The following is a 16,206-nucleotide window of genomic DNA, read 5'->3' as shown; positions in this document are numbered from 1 at the left end:
CAGTTCGTGGGTGGTGGTTACGTGACCGTGATGGTGCGCGGTGAGACGGGTGCGGTGAACGCCGCCGTGCGTGCTGGCGCCGATGCCTGTGAGCGCGTGGGTGACGGCCTGGTGGCTGCTCACATCATCGCCCGCGTGCATTCCGAAGTGGAAAGCATCCTGCCCACCAGCCCCAGCGACAGCGGTGCTGACGGCCGCGACGCAGCGGTCTCCCTGGGCTGAGGAAGGGTCTGATGTCCGATCCGCGTATCATCGGATACCTCGGGCGGGCGATCACCCACGAGTTTTCGGCTGCCCAGCAGTATCTGGCCCAGTCGAGGCTGGTGGCCCTGTGGGGGATGGAGGCGCAGAGCGCCGACTTCCGCAAGGACGCCCACGAGGAAATGGGACATGCGGATCTGCTGATTGCCCGCATGCTGCACCATGGAAGCGTGCCCGGCGGCAGCCAGCTGGCGCCGGTGCGCGTGGGCCGTTCCCTGGCGGATCTGCTGATGCAGAACCGGGCCATGGAGCTAGATGCGATCAGGCTCTACGAAGAGGCCATGATCTACTGCCAGCGCCGACGCGCCATGGAGGATGCGCAGTTGTTCGAGCACATCCTCAATGACGAGATCGCCCACGTGCGGGAGATCGACGCCAAGATGGCCGAGCTGATGGGCCGGGGTCAGGCCAGTGGCTGATACCGACCTGGTGGTACCGGAAGGCTGGGACCCGGGCAGGGGCAAGGCGGCCGCCCTGAACAAGCGCTACAACTTTGAGCGCTACGGGCAGACCCGGGACTTTCTCGACCGGGTCGCCGAACTGTCGGAGTCGGATGGCTACCATCCGAACATCAGTTTCGGCACCACGTATGTGAACATCACCATCGATGCTCGCGACGGCGAGCGCCTCGGCGAAGCGGATGTCGCCTTCGCGCTGGAGATCGACCGGCTTTACGTGGACAAGGGCTGACAAACGGGGAGCGCGGCGTGTCGTCAAAGGTCATTGCGGTGATCAACCAGAAGGGTGGAACCGGCAAGACCACCCTGACCATGAATCTCGCGGCGGGCCTTGCGCGTCGCGGCCGTGCCCTGGTGGTGGATGCCGACCCGCAGGGTTCCGCGGGACACTGGGTGCGCATGTCCAGTGATGAACGCCCGTTTCCCACCTCCGTGATCTCCGTGGCCGGCCCTCTGAACCGTGAGGTCGAACGTTTCCGCAGGGACTACGAGTACGTCATCGTGGACTGCCCGCCCACCCTGGAAGGGGCCTCTGCGGGCGCGGCTATGTCGGTGGCCGATACGGTGCTGATCCCGGTGTTACCGTCTCCGGTGGATCTGTGGGGCAGCGTGCGCATGTCCAGGGGACTGGAAGATGCGCGCCTGCGTAATCCTGATCTCAAGGCCTTCATCGTGGTCAACCAGGTGGAGGTTCGCAACGCGCTGTCCCGGGCCATGCGCCATGCGCTCATGGAGATCGATATCCCGGCGCTGGACAGCAGTCTGAAACGCCGAGCCATCTACCGCCGCGCCGCGCTGGAGGGCTGCTCCGTGTATGACCTGGGCAAGCCGGGCGAGCCGGCGGCCGCCGAAGTGGAAGCCATCATCCAAGAGGTGTTCGAATCATGAGCGACATTCAGAGCAAGCTGGCCGCCGGTATCCGCGAGGCCAAGAAACAGCAGGACGAGCCCCAGGCCGCCAAGGCCGAGACCGCCAAGACACCGGCCCCTAAGGCCCCTGTCGCCAAGGCGCCGGCCAAGGCCGCCCCGGCACGCAAGCCCGCCGCCAAGCCTGCCGTAGCCCAGACCGAGAAGGCCACCGGGGACGATCCCTGGGGCAACCTGCACCCGGAGCGGGTCTGGCCCGACTGAACCTACCCGAGCCTCGCAACGGCGCGAGGCGCGCTTGGGGAGTTGATCCCCGGGAGACGTTGTTGTGATGCAAGACGAACTGCGCGACTACCTGATCAAGGACGAGCCCTACTACCGTCCCGTGGCGGACGAGATCGAGCTCTATGAGGCGGCCTATTCGGTACGCATGCCCATGATGCTCAAGGGCCCCACCGGCTGCGGCAAGACCCGCTTCGTGGAGTACATGGCCTGGAAGCTCAACAAGCCCCTGATCACCGTCGCCTGTAACGAGGACATGACCGCCTCCGACCTGGTGGGCCGCTTCCTGCTGGATGCCAACGGTACCCGCTGGCAGGACGGCCCCCTGGCCATGGCCGCACGTCACGGCGCCATCTGCTACCTGGACGAGGTGGTGGAGGCGCGCCAGGACACCACCGTGGTGATCCACCCGCTGACCGACAACCGCCGCGTGCTGCCCCTGGAGCGCAAGGGCGAGCTGATCCAGGCCCATCCCGATTTTCAGGTGGTGATCTCCTACAACCCGGGCTACCAGAGCCTGATGAAGGACCTCAAGCAGTCCACCAAGCAGCGCTTCGGCGCCCTGGACTTCAACTACCCGGCCCACGACCTGGAGTCCGAGATCGTCGCCCACGAGACCGGCGTGAGCCTGGACGTGGCCAGCAAGCTGGTGAGCGTCGCCGAGCGTGCCCGCAACCTCAAGGGTCACGGCCTGGACGAAGGCATCTCCACCCGCATGCTGGTGTACGCCGGTTCCCTGATCCACAAGGGCGTGGCCCCCCTGGCCGCCTGCCGCATGGCCCTGGTGCGTCCCATCACCGACGATCCGGACATGCGCGACGCCCTGGACGCGGCCGTCACCACCTTCTTCTGATGGCGCTGCCGCGTCACGCGGCAGCCCGTGTCCCGCCATGAGCATCCATCTGGAAGACTACCGGGAGATCCTCGATGATCTCGGCCCCCATGCGGCCGAGGTCATGGAGTCTGCCTGGCAGGAGGCCACCCGGGCCTTCAGCAGCCATGGGCTCAAGGCCTACTACCTGGAAGGTGCCCGCGCCCTGCATTCCCTGGGTCGCGGTACCGAGCTGGTGGTGGCCTTCATCCAGGAGGCGCCGGGGCTGGCCCAGGAGCTGGGCGAGGACTCGGTCCAGGAACTGCTGAGCGCGACCACCAAGCTGTTCTCCAAGACCAGTGGCGCGGTCATCACCCTGATGGTCTCCACGGTCAACGTCGCCGCACGGCGCCTGGGCGACCAGTCCCTGTTCAGCGGCTACCTGCGCCTGCTGGATCACCTGGTGGGACAGGCCCCTCGGGGCGTGCGCCCCATGCTGGAACACCTGGACGAGCTGCTCACCCATCTGACCCTGGGCGGCCTGCGCCGCTGGGCCATGTGGGGCGCCCAGGCCCACAAGACCGATCTCGAGGCCCAGGTGGCCTATTTCTCCCTGGAATCGCCGGAATCGAAATCGGTGTTCCAGAAGGAGCGGCGCGGCACCCTGTTCATCGACGTGCAGCGGCGCATCAACATGTACCTGCGCGCCCTCTGGGCCCGGGACTTCTTCATGCGTCCCACCTCCGGCGACTTCGAGTCCCGTGAGGGCTACCGGCCCTACATCGAGGGCTACACCCTCTTCCTGCCCGACGCCTACGACGACGAGGCCGGCCTCACCGGCCTAGACCTGTACAGGGCCGCCGCCGCCCATGCCGCCGCGCACATGGTCTACACCCGGGAGATGCTGCCCGAGGCCAAACCCAAGGGCGTGCCCGGTGCCCTGGTGGGGCTAATCGAGGACGCCCGGGTGGAGGCCCTGGCCATGGCCGCCTTCCCCGGCCTGCGCCAGATCTGGCAGCCTCTGCACACGGTCACGCCCGAGGCGGGCGATGCCCCCGCCGTGCTGCTGGCGCGTGCCGCGCGTGCCCTGATCGAGCCGGAGTACCAGGACAGCAATGCCTTCGTGGCGCGGGTGCGGGCCGCCTTCGCCGAGCGCATGGACAACCTGGAGCAGCCGCAGTTGGCCTGGGAGCTGGGCCAGGAGCTGGCCAAGCACTTCCCCCTGCTGGGCGGGTTCAACGCCTCGAAGGACCTGCCGGACATCACCTACCGGGACGACAACCGCTACATCTGGGCCTTCGGCCGCGAGGAAGAGGAGCCGGAGCACGTGCGCCTGGGGGATGCCCGTCAGGTGCGCAAGTACGTCAGTCTCATGGAGATGCTCAATACCTTGGATGTCCCCTTTGCCGGTGACGACGCCCAGGAGATCTGGGTGCTGGCCACGGAGTTCTTCCGCGACGAGGAAGAGACCAGCATCAACGAGCAGGAGGGCAAGGCCCCCATCTCCCTGCCGTTCCATTACCACGAGTGGGACTACCAAATGCAGCTGGAGCGCCCGCATTGGTGCACCCTGCTGGAGCGCAGGCCTTCCAGCGGTGATCTGTCCGTGCTGGAGGGGCTGGCAGAGAAGCACCGCCCGCTGATCGCGCGCATCAAGTACCTGATCGAGGCCATGCAGCCCCAGGGCGTGCAGCGCATGCGCAAGCAGCCCGACGGCGACGAGCTGGACGTGAACGCCCTGGTGCATGCCATGGTGGACCAGCGCATGGGCCAGCAGCCGGACCCGCGGGTATTCATCCGCAACATCCGCAAGGTGCGCGACCTGTCCGTGCTGCTGCTCATAGACCTGTCCGAGTCCACCAACGAGCTGGTGCGGGGCACTGAGACTAGCGTGCTGGACCTGGCCCGGGAGTCCACCGCCCTGCTGGCCGGGGCGCTGTCCAAGATCGGCGACCCGTTCGCCATCCATGGCTTTGATTCCGACGGCCGCCACGACGTGGAGTATTTCCGCTTCAAGGATTTCGACGCCCCCTACGACGACAAGGTCAAGGCGCGGCTGGCGGGCATGACGGGACAGATGTCTACGCGTATGGGCACGGCCATCCGGCACGCGGGCGAGATCCTCAAGCGCCAGCCCAGTCACAAGAAGCTGCTGCTGATCCTCACCGACGGCGAGCCCGCGGACACCGACGTGCGCGATCCCCAGTACCTGCGCTACGACGCCAAGCGCGCCGTGGAGGAGGTGGCCAAACACGGGGTGTTCAGCTTCTGCATCAGCCTGGACCCCAACGCCGACGAGTACGTGGAGCGCATCTTTGGCCCGCGCAACTACGCGGTGATCGACAATGTGGAGCGCCTGCCGGATCGTCTGCCCATGCTTTACGCAGGGCTGACTCGATAGGCTAGCCCGCATGTCTCACCACCGTTCGTAGCGAGGGCGTCGAGATGCCGCTGTGACGGGGCGCGCGGAGCGCAAGACGGCGCCGGCGTAGCCGATACTACGTCAAGCCGGCTGAAGTGAGCACGCCCCGTCACAGCGAGCAGATCGGCGGCCGCAGTAGAAGGGTGGTGAGATATGCGGGCTAGTGACCGGCCATGACAGTGATCATCGGCGGGCATAGAATGATCTGCCCCTGGACCGCGCGATGGGTCGGGGGCTTGAATGAACATACTTTCAGTGGAGCGTAGCGCGGTGAACAAGGCCTCGACCCCATCCCGTCCCCGGATCAGCGGGACCCGTTTCATCGACCCCACCGCCAGTGGCGAGGGTCGGCTGAGCCTGAGTGCCTCATTCCGGGGCCATGCCCACGCGGTCACCGGCGCTCCCCGCGGCGACCTGGACGCCGGCATCGACACCCCGCCGGGTGAGACCTGCGTGGTGTGCGCCCCGGCCACCATGCGCCTGGCCGAGGAACTGTTCGAGCGCTGGAACGACGCCCTGAAGACCGGCGACCCGGACAAGGTCACCGCCTGCTACGCCGAGGACGCGGTGTTGCTGCCCACGGTCTCCAACGTGCCGCGCACCAACCATGCCGAGATCCGCGATTACTTCGTGCACTTCCTGGCGAAGAAGCCCCAGGGCACCATCAACCAGCGCAACGTGAAGTTCGGCTGCAATAAGATCACCGATGCGGGCATCTACACCTTCCGCGTGGTGGACGGCGATCAGGTGATGGAAGTCCCCGCCCGCTACACCTTCGTGTACGAGAACCGCAACGGCAAGTGGCTGATCGTGCACCACCATTCCTCCAAGATGCCTGCCTGAGATGACCCCGCCGGCCCCACGAGGGGCCGGTAAGCTGCGGACGGTTTCTGCCCGTGCCGGGCCAGTGCCGGGCCAGTTATGGGCGATTACCCGCATGGGCCGATTGCGGTTATGCTGTCCGAAGCCGAATCCCCGACCGTGGAGTCCGATCCGTGTCCCGAGGCACCCTGTTCATCGTTTCCGCCCCCTCCGGCGCCGGCAAGACCAGCCTCGTCTCCAGACTGCTGGAGGCCCGTGAGGACCTGGTGGTGTCGGTCTCCCACACCACCCGGGCGCCCCGGCCCGGCGAGGAGGACGGCCGGCATTACCACTTCACCAATGCCGAGCGTTTCCTGGCCATGATCGAGGACGGTGCCTTCCTGGAGCATGCCCGGGTGTTCGACCACTACTACGGCACCTCCCGGGAGGCGGTGGAGCGGGAGCTGGGCCGGGGACTGGACGTGATCCTGGAGATCGACTGGCAGGGGGCCCAGCAGGTGCGCAAGCTCATGCCCGGCTGCCAGTCCATCTTCATCGTACCACCCTCGCGCCAGGCCCTGGAGGAGCGCTTGCGCCGTCGTGGCCAGGACAGTGACGCGGTGATCGAACGGCGCTTGCGGGAGGCGGTCAAAGAAATAGAACACCACGTGGAATACGACTTCCTGGTGGTGAATGACGACTTCGATCAGGCCTTCGCCGACCTGCAGGCGATCTTCACTGCGAATCGCCTGCGGCTGCGCCACCAGCTGGATCGCAAGCGCCGTCTGCTGGAAGACCTGCTGGCGTCCGGGCCTTCCAGGCCCTAGAATGACCAGTTCGACCGAATTCTTTGTGGAGTAAGCAATTCCATGGCACGCATTACCGTAGAAGACTGCCTGACCAACATGGACAACCGCTTCCAGCTGGTGCTGGTGGCCGCCAAGCGCGCCCGCCAGTTGTCCATGGGTCACCAGCCCCGCGTGGCTGAAGAGAACGACAAGCCCACCGTAATCGCCCTGCGCGAGATCGCCGACGGCCTCGTGGGCCGTGAGGTGCTGGACGAGGTGGTGGCCGAGGAGCACGCCGCGGTCTCCTCCCGGATCAGCGAGGACGAGGTGCGCGCGGAGCTCTGATCCATGCCGCGCACCGTCACCCATGGTGGAAACCGCTACAACCGTCCCCACCACAGGGATCGCATCCAAGGACAACACGCGATTCCTGGCCAGTGACCTGTGCGCGTACCTGGACAGCTACCTGGAACCGCAACAGGTCAGTGAGGTCTACAAGGCCTACCTGTTCGGCGCCGAGGCCCACGAGGGCCAGACCCGCCTCTCCGGCGAGCCCTACATCTACCATCCGCTGGCCGTGGCCAAGACCATGGCCGAGATGCGGATGGACCACAAGTCCATCATCGCCGCCATCCTCCATGACGTCATGGAGGACACCCATATCAGCAAGGAACGCATCATCTCCGAGTTCGGCGAGGATGTGGCCGAGCTGGTGGACGGGGTCTCCAAGCTCACCCACCTGAAGTTCCGCTCCAAGGCCGAGGCCCAGGCGGAGAACTTCCGCAAGATGATGCTCGCCATCACCAAGGATCTGCGCGTGATCCTGGTGAAGCTGGCCGACCGCCTGCACAACATGCGCACCCTGGGCGTCATGCGCCCAGACAAGCGTCGGCGCATCGCCCGCGAGACCCTTGAGATCTATGCCCCCATCGCCCAGCGCCTGGGCATGAACGCCATCCGCCGTGAACTGGAGCAGCTCGGTTTCGAGGCCATGTACCCGAACCGGGCCAAGGTGTTGCAGGACGCGGTCAATCGGGCCCGGGGCAATCGCAAGGAGGTGATGCAGAAGATCGAGACGGCCATCTGCAGCCGCATGGAAGACGCGCACATCGAGGCGCGCATCATCGGGCGTGAGAAGAACCTCTACAGCATCTACCGTAAGATGAAGCAGAAGCGCCTGACATTTGCGGAGGTGTTCGATGTGTACGCGGTGCGCATCATCGTGGCCGACGTGGACACCTGTTACCGGGCGCTCGGCGTGGTGCACAACCTCTACAAGCCGGTGCCAGGGCGCTTCAAGGACTACATCGCCATCCCCAAGGCCAACGGTTACCAGTCCCTGCACACGGTGCTGTTCGGCCCCCACGGCATCCCCATCGAGATCCAGATCCGCACCGAGGAGATGGACCAGGTGGCCGAGAGCGGCATCGCCGCCCACTGGCTGTACAAGGCCGGCGACCGGCATTCCGCCAGCGCCCAGGCCCGCGCCCGGGAGTGGCTCAAGGGCGTGCTGGAGATCCAGCAGAGCGCCGGCAACTCCATCGAGTTCCTGGAAAACGTCAAGGTGGATCTCTTCCCCGAGGAGGTCTACATCTTCACCCCCAAGGGCGAGATCATGGAGCTGCCCAAGGGGGCGACCGCCGTGGACTTCGCTTATGCGGTGCACTCCGACGTGGGCAACACCTGCGTGGCGGTGAAGATCGACCGGCGCCTGGCGCCCCTGTCCACCCAGCTGTTCAGCGGCCAGACCGTGGAGATCATCACCGCCCCCGGCGCCCGGCCCAACCCTGCCTGGCTGTCCTTCGTAGTCACCGGCAAGGCCCGCACCAGCATTCGTCATTATCTGAAGAACCTGCAGGAGGACGAGGCCGCCAACCTGGGCCGTCGCCTGCTGGACAAGGCGCTCGCCGGCTACGGCATGTCCCTGGATCAGGTGGCGCCGGAGCGGCTGCAGGCCCTGCTGGCCGACCTGCAGCTCAAGGATCTGGACGCCCTGCTGGCAGACATCGGCCTCGGCAACCGCATGGCCGCCCTGGTGGCCCGGCGTCTGGGTGGCGCCGAGGAGGAGCCGGCGGATCAGGCCACCCCGAACCGCCCGCTGGCGGTCAAGGGTACCGAGGGCATGGTGCTGTCGTTCGCCCGCTGCTGCTATCCGATCCCCGGTGATCCCATCGTCGGTGTGATGAGCGCCGGCCGCGGCCTGGTGGTGCACCGCGAGGGTTGCCGCAATGTGGCCGAGTTCCGCGACAAGCCGGACAAGTGGATCCCCGTGGAGTGGTCGCCGGAGCCGGGACTGGAATATCCCGCCGCCATCCGCGTGCAGACCGCTAACCAGCGCGGCGTGCTGGCGAGCCTCGCCGCCGTGATCGCCGACATGGGCTCGAACATCGAGAACGTCTCCTTCGACGAGCGCGATGGCTCCTCCACCACCATCACCTTCACCCTCTCCACCCAGGGTCGCCGTCACCTGGCCGGCATGATGCGCCGCATCCGGCGCCTGCCCCAGGTGATGAAGATCCAGCGCGCGCGTGGTTGATTTTTGATGGACAGGATGGACAGGATTTTTCAGGATTCACAGGATTAAGACATCTGAAGAAAAACATCAGACAGGATTAACAAGATTTACATGATTCAAAGAAGAGTGCCTTTAATCCTGTAAATCATGTTAATCGTGTCTAAGCTCTTCTTCTTTTCGCATTGTCTTTCATCCTGTAAATCCTGAAAAATCCTGTTAATCCTGTCCATTCCATTCGCATTTCGAGAAAAAACAAGGAGCCACCAATGCCCCGCGAGATCATCCGCACCGACAAGGCCCCCCAGGCCATCGGCACCTACTCCCAGGCCGTGAAGGTGGGCAGCACCGTCTACCTGTCCGGGCAGATCCCGCTGGACCCCGCCACCATGGACCTGGTGGACGGCCCCATGGAGGCGCAGATCCGCCGGGTGTTCGACAACCTCCAGGCGGTGGCCGAGGCGGCCGGTGGTAGCCTCGCGGACGTGGCCAAGCTCAACATCTTCCTCACCGACCTCGCCCACTTTGCCCTGGTCAACCAGGTCATGGCCGAATACTTCAGCGAACCCTATCCGGCCCGCGCCGCCATCGGCGTGGCCAGCCTGCCCAAGGGTGCGCAGGTGGAAATGGACGCCGTCCTTGAACTTTAAAGGCATGGACAGGATGAACAGGATTTTTCAGGATTGAACGATCAGCATGTAGGACTGGACAGGATTGACATGATTGACCGGATTAAAGGCCTTGAAGAAAAAATCCTGTAAATCATGTCAATCCTGTCAAAATTTCTTTCGCCCTTATCCTGTTCATCCTGTCCATAGGTTTTCCCGGTAAGGACACCGAACCAATGACCGAACCCGTCACCGTCCTCAAGGGCGTCGGCCCCAAGCTGGCCGAGAAGCTCGCCAAGATCGGCATCCGCACGGTGACGGACCTGCTGTTCCACCTGCCCCTGCGTTACCAGGATCGCACCCGGGTCATGCCCATGGGCAGCCTGCGTCCGGGTGACGAGGGCGTGGTGGAAGGGGTCGTGGATCACTCGGAAGTGGTGTTCCGCGGCCGGCGCATGCTGCTGGTGCGCCTCAGCGACGGCACCGGTTCCATCACCCTGCGCTTCTTTCATTTTTCAGCCGCCCAGCAGCAGAACCTGGTCCGGGGCCTGCGCTTGCGTTGCTTCGGCGAGGCGCGGCGTGGGCAGGCGGGTCTCGAGATCGTTCACCCCGAGTACCGGGCGGTGCTGGACGAAACCGCCAGCGTGGATGACACCCTCACACCCATCTATCCCACCACCGAGGGTCTGCATCAACTGAGCCTGCGCCGCCTCACCGATGAGGCCCTGGCGCGTCTGGACAGGCTGCCGGACTGGCTGCCGCCGGGTGTGCTCAATGGCGCAGGTCTACCGGACCTGGAGACCGCGCTTCGCACCGTGCATCGTCCGCCGCCGGATGTGCCGGTCGCCGCGCTCCTCGACGGACGGCATCCCTCCCAGCGCCGCCTTGCCTTCGAGGAACTGGTGGCCCATCACCTGAGCCTGGCCCGACTGCGCGCACGCACCACGGACGAGCCGGCCCCTCCAATCAAGGTCAAAGGCGAACTGTTCGCGCAACTGCAGGCACGGCTGCCCTTCGCCCTCACCGGCGCCCAGCAGCGGGTGATCGCGGAACTGAGCACCGACATGGCGCGCCCTCATCCCATGCTGCGCCTGGTGCAGGGCGACGTGGGCGCCGGCAAGACCCTGGTGGCCGTGGCCGCCTGTCTGCACGCGGTGGAGGCCGGTTACCAGGCGGCGGTCATGGCGCCCACGGAGATCCTGGCGGAACAGCACTTCCGCAACTTCAGCGACCTGCTGGCCCCCCTGGGCATCAGCGTGGCGTGGCTGTCCGGCAAGCTCACCGCAAGGGCCCGCCGGGAGGCGCTTGCCGAAGTGGCCGAGGGTCGCGCCCGGGTGGCCGTGGGCACCCACGCCCTGTTCCAGGAGGACGTAGGCTTCGACGACCTGGCCCTGGTGGTGATCGACGAGCAGCACCGCTTCGGCGTGCACCAGCGCATGGCCCTGCGTGAGAAGGGCAACAGGGACGGACGCCTGCCCCACCAGCTCATCATGACCGCCACGCCCATCCCGCGCACCCTCGCCATGACCGCCTACGCGGACCTGGATTACTCGGTGATCGACGAGCTGCCTCCGGGTCGCACGCCCATCAAGACCGTGGCGGTGAACGACAAGCGCCGCCACGAAGTGGTGGAGCGCATCAGTGCCGCCGTGGCCGAGGGTCGTCAGGCCTACTGGGTGTGCACCCTGATCGAGGAGTCCGAGGCCCTGCAGGCCCAGGCGGCGGAGGACACCTTCGCGCAGCTCACCGAGGCGCTGCCCCACGTGAACGTGGGCCTGGTGCACGGGCGCATGAAGCCCAGGGACAAGGAATCGGTGATGGCCCGCTTCAAGGCCGGGGAGATCCATCTGCTGGTGGCCACCACGGTGATCGAGGTGGGCGTGGACGTGCCCAATGCCTCGCTGATGATCATCGAGAACGCCGAGCGCCTGGGCCTTGCCCAGCTGCACCAGTTACGCGGCCGGGTGGGGCGGGGCACGGCGGAGAGTTCCTGCGTGCTGCTCTACCGTCCGCCGCTCTCCGATACTGCCCGCAAGCGCCTGGACGCCCTGCGCGCCAGCACCGACGGTTTCGAGATCGCGCGCATCGACTTGGAATTGCGTGGTCCCGGCGAGGTGCTCGGCACGCGCCAGACCGGCGACATGCAGTTTCGCATTGCCGACCTGCTGCGCGACCAGGATCTGCTGGATACGGTGAAAGACGCCGCCGGCCGGTTGATGCAGTCCCATCCGGAGAACGTGGAGCCGCTCATCGCGCGCTGGCTGAGCGGCGCGGAGGAGTATGGGAGGGTGGGATGAAGTGTGAAGGGGGAAGTTGGAAGTGGGAAGGGGAGTTGGGAAGTGTGAATTGGGAAGTGGGAAATCAAGTGCGAAGTGTGAATTTTGAAGTGAGAAGTAAAGGCCCCCAATCTTTCTTGACTCCCTCTCTCTCAGGGAGAGGGTTGCGGTGAGAGAGTGCTTGCCTTCCTGAACCGGGTGCTGGCATACCTTCCATGGCCGCTACTGCGCCTGGCTGCCATCATCACCGTGGTGTTGGTGACGGGACTCGCGGGGCTTGAGTCGGGGCTACGCACGGCGGGCGGGCTGCTGATCCTGCTTGCCGTGATCCAGCTCCTGAGGCGCTATGCCGGCAATGCGTCCAGTTGCGAGGTGTCAGGGCAGTTGCCGGTGGGGCCGGCGTTGTTTTTGTTGATGGTGCAGATCGGCCTGGGAATCCTCTTGTTGGTCAGGCCCGGGTGGATCATGGCCGTGTTGGGGGTGTAACCGGGAAAAGAACCATGACACACGGTCATGGTGTTTCTAGCCCGAACATTTCATAAATTGCACGCGCCCTCGCTTGTCTCTTGACCGCACAGGGGATTTTTACGGACTCCATCCCTGGAGTCCGCCCTTCGGGCCAGCCTTCGGCTGTTCAAATCCGCTCCCGGCGGATTTGTCTCAGTCGGCCGTATAGCCCGATACGGCGCTCCCTCGGAAAATCCCCTGTGCGGCCAATATCCTGCGCGATCATCGCGCGAATTTATGAAATGTTCGGGCTAGGCTTGGATTGTCTCCTTCCAGGATAACGATCCCGTAGGTCGGCCTTCAGGCCGACCTACGGGAATCAGCCGGGTTCAGCGTCTTGAGTGACGCCAATGATGCACGCGGCCAGACGCGCTTCCAACTTGCCCGCCAGCGGGACGTCGCTGAACGCGGCCTCCAGGGTGGCGGCGTCCAGGGCATCCTCGGCCTGCAGGTCATGGCGGATATCCTTGAGCAGCAGGGGCCGGGCCCGTTTGCGCTCGGCCAGTCGCCGATACCAGACAGGCCGGATCAGGTCCAGCCAGCGCTCCGCCAGGGCGTCCCAGTCGGGCGCCTGCCCGGGGTCCGGGGCACGCAGGGTCACCAGCAGGGCGTTCACCACCCGGCGCATCTGCGGGTCACGGCTGTGCCGGGCATGGGCCTCCAGCACCTTTTGCATCTCCTCCAGGGCGCAACGCTTGCGTCTCGGCAGGGTCTCCCGCTCGGCATGGTGCAGGTCTTGGAAGAAGGCGCCGAGCTGCGCTTGGACGGTCTCGTCCAGGGGCAGGTTATCGGCAGCGGACCCGAGCAGTCGTCGCAGATGGCCGGAGATGCGATGCAAATCCGTGTCCACCAGGGGTCTGGCTCGGCCCGCGCGCCGACGCAGCAGGATCCACTTGGGCGCACGGTCTCCGTCGCCGGCGAGGCAGAAAAAGGCAAAGGGCTCCACCGCATGCACGGCTGCGATGCGGGTCTGTGCCGTGGCTTTCCGCCCACGAAGCTCGTCGCGCACGGTCTCGGAGACCAGGGCCTTGGGGCCTTCCAACAGGTCACGTACCGGCTGGAAGGCGTCGCGGATGCCGTCCCAGGGATCTGCGTCGGCCTGTTCCTCGAACTCCCGGATCAATTCCTCGGTACGCACCGCACCATGGCCCTTGCCCAGCATCTCCTCGGGCAGGGGCAGGTTGGAGCCCAGCAGGTTCTCCACCGTTTCGAATCGCTCGATGAAGCGTTCATCGGAACTCAGGGCGAAGCTGGGGGCATCGTCGGGCCACCAGGCGTCGATGGCCTCGTGGGGGCTGTCCATGCGATCCACGCGGCCCACGCGCTGCTCGGCGATGCGCACCACGCTCGGCATGTCCAGGTGCACGATGGTGCTGGCCTGTTGCAGGTTCACGCCTTCGGAGAGGCTGTCGGAGCACAGGGCCACCACCCGCTGATGGGCGGAGCCGGGGCGCAGCACCTCGGCGATCTCGCGCCGGTCGGAGCCGCTGTCGCCGGTGGCCAGCAGCACGCGGGCGTCGCTCTCCTGTGTCAGCAGGCTGCGAATCAGCGCCAGGGTGATGGGCCGGCTGTCGAAGGCGAGTACCAGGTCGTGATCGGACAACAGTCGGGTCAGCAGGGCCGCCTTGGCCCGTTCCCGGCCATCGGAGAGACGGGTCAGTGCTGACCACATGGCCTCGTAGAGCCCGATCTCTTCGTCGCAGGCCCGGGCATGGGCCTCGGGGTCGCAGAGCCAGTCCGGCAGGGGGATGCCCAGCCGGTTTTCGGGGATCTGTCCGCGGATCTCCCGGAGCTTGCCCAGCACGTCGCCTGTAGGCGGTTTGTTGAACTGGCCCGTGAGCCCGAAGTGTTCCAGGGCGAAGTCCGTGCCCTTCAAGTGTTCCGCCAGGGCCGCGCGGGAGGAGCGCAGCGCCGCGCTGATCACATAGGCGGGGAGCATGCGCGCGGATTTCAGGCGGCTGTCCAGATAACGGGCAGGGTCCCAGTGTTCCCGCTTAAGTACCGCCGGCATCTCGATGGCGCCGCGCAGGTAGAGCAGGCCCCGCAGCCTGCCTGCCAGGGCGCGGATCTCTGCGGCCAGGGCCTGATCGGCGGCAGACTCGTTCAAGGGGTAGATGTGTGAATGGTACCGGGGGTAGCGGCAGGGCTTACCGCGGGCGTCCCGGTAGGCCTCGGGTTCGCGGTCCACCAGCGCGTTCAACTCCCGCTTGGTGCGCCGCACCGTGAAGCGCTCCACTTCCTGGCGCAGGGCCGAGAGTTCGCCGGGCGTCAGGCTGCGATCCAGGCGACGGCTGCGCAGCAGGCCCTCGAACATGGTGAGGGTCTCCGGGGCCAGGTTGTCGGCGCCAAGGGTGTCGGCGATGCGCAGCAGGTCCACCACGCTGCGGTTGATGGGGGTGGCGGTGAACAGCAGGGTGTGGTCCGCCATGTTGGAGAGCACCATGCGGGTGCGCCGCGAGCCGAGGTTGAGGAAGTTGTGCGCCTCGTCCACCGCCAGCACCTGGGCGCGGCGCAGGGCGTCCTCCACCTGGTCACCGGCGCTGCCCGTGGCTCGGGACAACACGCCGTGGGAGAGGGTCTCCAGGGGAAGATCGCACAACCGCGCTTCTCGTTCCCAGGCATGCCTTACAGCCGGCGGGCAGATCATCAGCGGGCGCCCCTTGCGCATGCGCCCGCTGCCCCAGATCCGGTCCATGGCGGCGCGGATCAGGTGCGCGCCCATGCGGGTCTTGCCGGAGCCCGTGGCGTCCGCCACCAGCACGCTGCCCACGTTCTCCATGAGCCACAGGGCCTCGGCGATGCCCTGGATCTGGGAGGGCCACAGACCCGCGTCCTCCAGCTGCAGGGCGCCCAGGTAGGCGCGGGCCCAGTCGCCGTCCAGCAGTTCCGTGCAGGCCCGGGCCAAGGCCTCCTGCCAGCCGACCACCGCCAGCAGGCGGTGCAGCAGGGCGAGCAGTTCATCTCCGTAAGGCAGGCCCTCATCCCAGAAATTCTCGGCAATGCGACGGGTCTCGTGAAAGCGACGGGGTTCAGCCGCCGTGAAACGCACGTTGGCCTCCAGCTGATGGCGCAGACCCGAGTCCGTGAAGTTGCTGGAGCCGAGCGTCACACCCTTATCGCCGCTATAGATCTTGGCGTGCAGCCGCTTGCGGCTACCGCCCAGGTGACGGGCCTCGACCCGGCCCGCCTCGATGAGTCCGATGGCGTGGATCAGCGATGCGCTGGCCTCCAGCGAGATACCCCGGGACAGCCAGTAGTCCCGGACCTCGTCGGGGAAGTTGGTATGTCGCAGGGTGAAGCGTTCCCGGCCCGTCACGTGGGGCTCTACGCCGAACAGCAAGCGCACGGGCCCTTGCTCGGGTTTCAGATCCGCGAGCAGGCGCAGGATGCGCTCCAGCGAGGCATAACCGCTCACGATCAGCGGGCTTTGGGACTTGCGCAGATCATCCAGTACCACCTCGCCGACCGTATGGCCGGGGCGGTTGCAGGGGAAGCGCGCATGATCCGGCCAGGCATCTGCGTGTTCCTCCGCTGGCGGGGAGAACAGATCGATCTGCTCGTTGTCGGGAGGTTGGGGCTGACTCATGATGGACACTATACCGCTGGAGCAAGTG

General features: G+C 65.9%; 15 protein-coding genes. 14 read left to right on the top strand and 1 reads right to left on the bottom strand.

Going from position 1 to position 16,206, the window contains the following annotated elements:
- The 14 genes from D580_RS0108565 to D580_RS0108495 form a co-directional block, all read left to right on the top strand.
- The coding region (locus tag D580_RS0108565; RefSeq protein WP_018953996.1) for a BMC domain-containing protein at nucleotides 1-222 on the top strand (222 nt) is incomplete at its 5' end.
- A gap of 11 nt (nucleotides 223-233) precedes the next feature.
- A complete protein-coding gene (locus tag D580_RS0108560) occupies nucleotides 234-680 on the top strand; it encodes a ferritin-like domain-containing protein (RefSeq protein WP_018953995.1) in 447 nt (148 codons plus the stop codon).
- Nucleotides 673-951, top strand: a complete 279-nt coding sequence (locus D580_RS0108555) for a 4a-hydroxytetrahydrobiopterin dehydratase (protein WP_018953994.1) — start codon at nucleotides 673-675, stop codon at nucleotides 949-951. The genes D580_RS0108560 and D580_RS0108555 overlap by 8 nt, the downstream gene beginning before the upstream one ends.
- Before the next feature lie 17 nt (nucleotides 952-968).
- Nucleotides 969-1,607 carry a ParA family partition ATPase gene (gene parA / locus D580_RS0108550; protein ID WP_018953993.1) on the top strand — a complete coding sequence of 213 codons (639 nt, stop codon included), beginning with the start codon at nucleotides 969-971 and terminating at the stop codon, nucleotides 1,605-1,607.
- Nucleotides 1,604-1,849 carry a hypothetical protein gene (locus D580_RS0108545; protein ID WP_018953992.1) on the top strand — a complete coding sequence of 82 codons (246 nt, stop codon included), beginning with the start codon at nucleotides 1,604-1,606 and terminating at the stop codon, nucleotides 1,847-1,849. Before parA ends, D580_RS0108545 begins: the two co-directional genes overlap by 4 nt.
- Nucleotides 1,850-1,916: 67 nt before the next feature.
- A complete protein-coding gene (locus D580_RS0108540) occupies nucleotides 1,917-2,720 on the top strand; it encodes a CbbQ/NirQ/NorQ/GpvN family protein (RefSeq protein WP_012639721.1) in 804 nt (267 codons plus the stop codon).
- Nucleotides 2,721-2,757: 37 nt separating this feature from the next.
- Entirely contained in the window at nucleotides 2,758-5,079 is a 2,322-nt protein-coding gene (locus tag D580_RS0108535; RefSeq protein ID WP_018953991.1) for a nitric oxide reductase activation protein NorD, read from the top strand.
- Nucleotides 5,080-5,340: 261 nt separating this feature from the next.
- Nucleotides 5,341-5,943: an SgcJ/EcaC family oxidoreductase gene (locus D580_RS0108530; protein ID WP_051081788.1), complete on the top strand. Its 603-nt coding sequence runs from the start codon at nucleotides 5,341-5,343 to the stop codon at nucleotides 5,941-5,943.
- Nucleotides 5,944-6,095: 152 nt separating this feature from the next.
- Nucleotides 6,096-6,728: a guanylate kinase gene (gene gmk / locus D580_RS0108525; RefSeq protein WP_018953989.1), complete on the top strand. Its 633-nt coding sequence runs from the start codon at nucleotides 6,096-6,098 to the stop codon at nucleotides 6,726-6,728.
- A 42-nt stretch (nucleotides 6,729-6,770) separates the two neighbouring features.
- Nucleotides 6,771-7,034, top strand: a complete 264-nt coding sequence (rpoZ, locus tag D580_RS0108520) for a DNA-directed RNA polymerase subunit omega (protein WP_018953988.1) — start codon at nucleotides 6,771-6,773, stop codon at nucleotides 7,032-7,034.
- A 22-nt stretch (nucleotides 7,035-7,056) separates the two neighbouring features.
- Nucleotides 7,057-9,225, top strand: coding sequence for a bifunctional GTP diphosphokinase/guanosine-3',5'-bis pyrophosphate 3'-pyrophosphohydrolase (spoT, locus tag D580_RS0108515; RefSeq protein WP_018953987.1), 2,169 nt, complete (start codon nucleotides 7,057-7,059; stop codon nucleotides 9,223-9,225).
- Nucleotides 9,226-9,470: 245 nt separating this feature from the next.
- On the top strand, nucleotides 9,471-9,851 hold the full coding sequence (locus D580_RS0108505; protein WP_018953985.1) for a RidA family protein: 381 nt from the start codon (nucleotides 9,471-9,473) through the stop codon (nucleotides 9,849-9,851).
- A 194-nt stretch (nucleotides 9,852-10,045) separates the two neighbouring features.
- Nucleotides 10,046-12,106 (top strand): ATP-dependent DNA helicase RecG, encoded by a 2,061-nt coding sequence (gene recG / locus D580_RS0108500; RefSeq protein ID WP_018953984.1) that lies wholly within the window; start codon nucleotides 10,046-10,048, stop codon nucleotides 12,104-12,106.
- Nucleotides 12,107-12,262: 156 nt separating this feature from the next.
- A complete protein-coding gene (locus D580_RS0108495) occupies nucleotides 12,263-12,571 on the top strand; it encodes a hypothetical protein (RefSeq protein ID WP_018953983.1) in 309 nt (102 codons plus the stop codon).
- 340 nt (nucleotides 12,572-12,911) lie between these two features.
- On the opposite strand, the gene D580_RS0108490 is transcribed toward D580_RS0108495, so the two are convergent.
- The gene (locus D580_RS0108490; protein ID WP_051081789.1) at nucleotides 12,912-16,178 is read right to left on the bottom strand and encodes an SNF2-related protein; all 3,267 of its coding nucleotides are present in this window, start codon (nucleotides 16,176-16,178) and stop codon (nucleotides 12,912-12,914) included.
- Nucleotides 16,179-16,206 lie beyond the last annotated feature (28 nt).

Origin of the sequence: Thioalkalivibrio sulfidiphilus, assembly GCF_000377945.1 — a bacterium.
GTDB lineage: Bacteria > Pseudomonadota > Gammaproteobacteria > Ectothiorhodospirales > Ectothiorhodospiraceae > Thioalkalivibrio_A > Thioalkalivibrio_A sulfidiphilus_A.
Note: the sequence above shows the minus strand (reverse complement) of the source record. Positions and strands in the feature narration are given on the sequence as shown.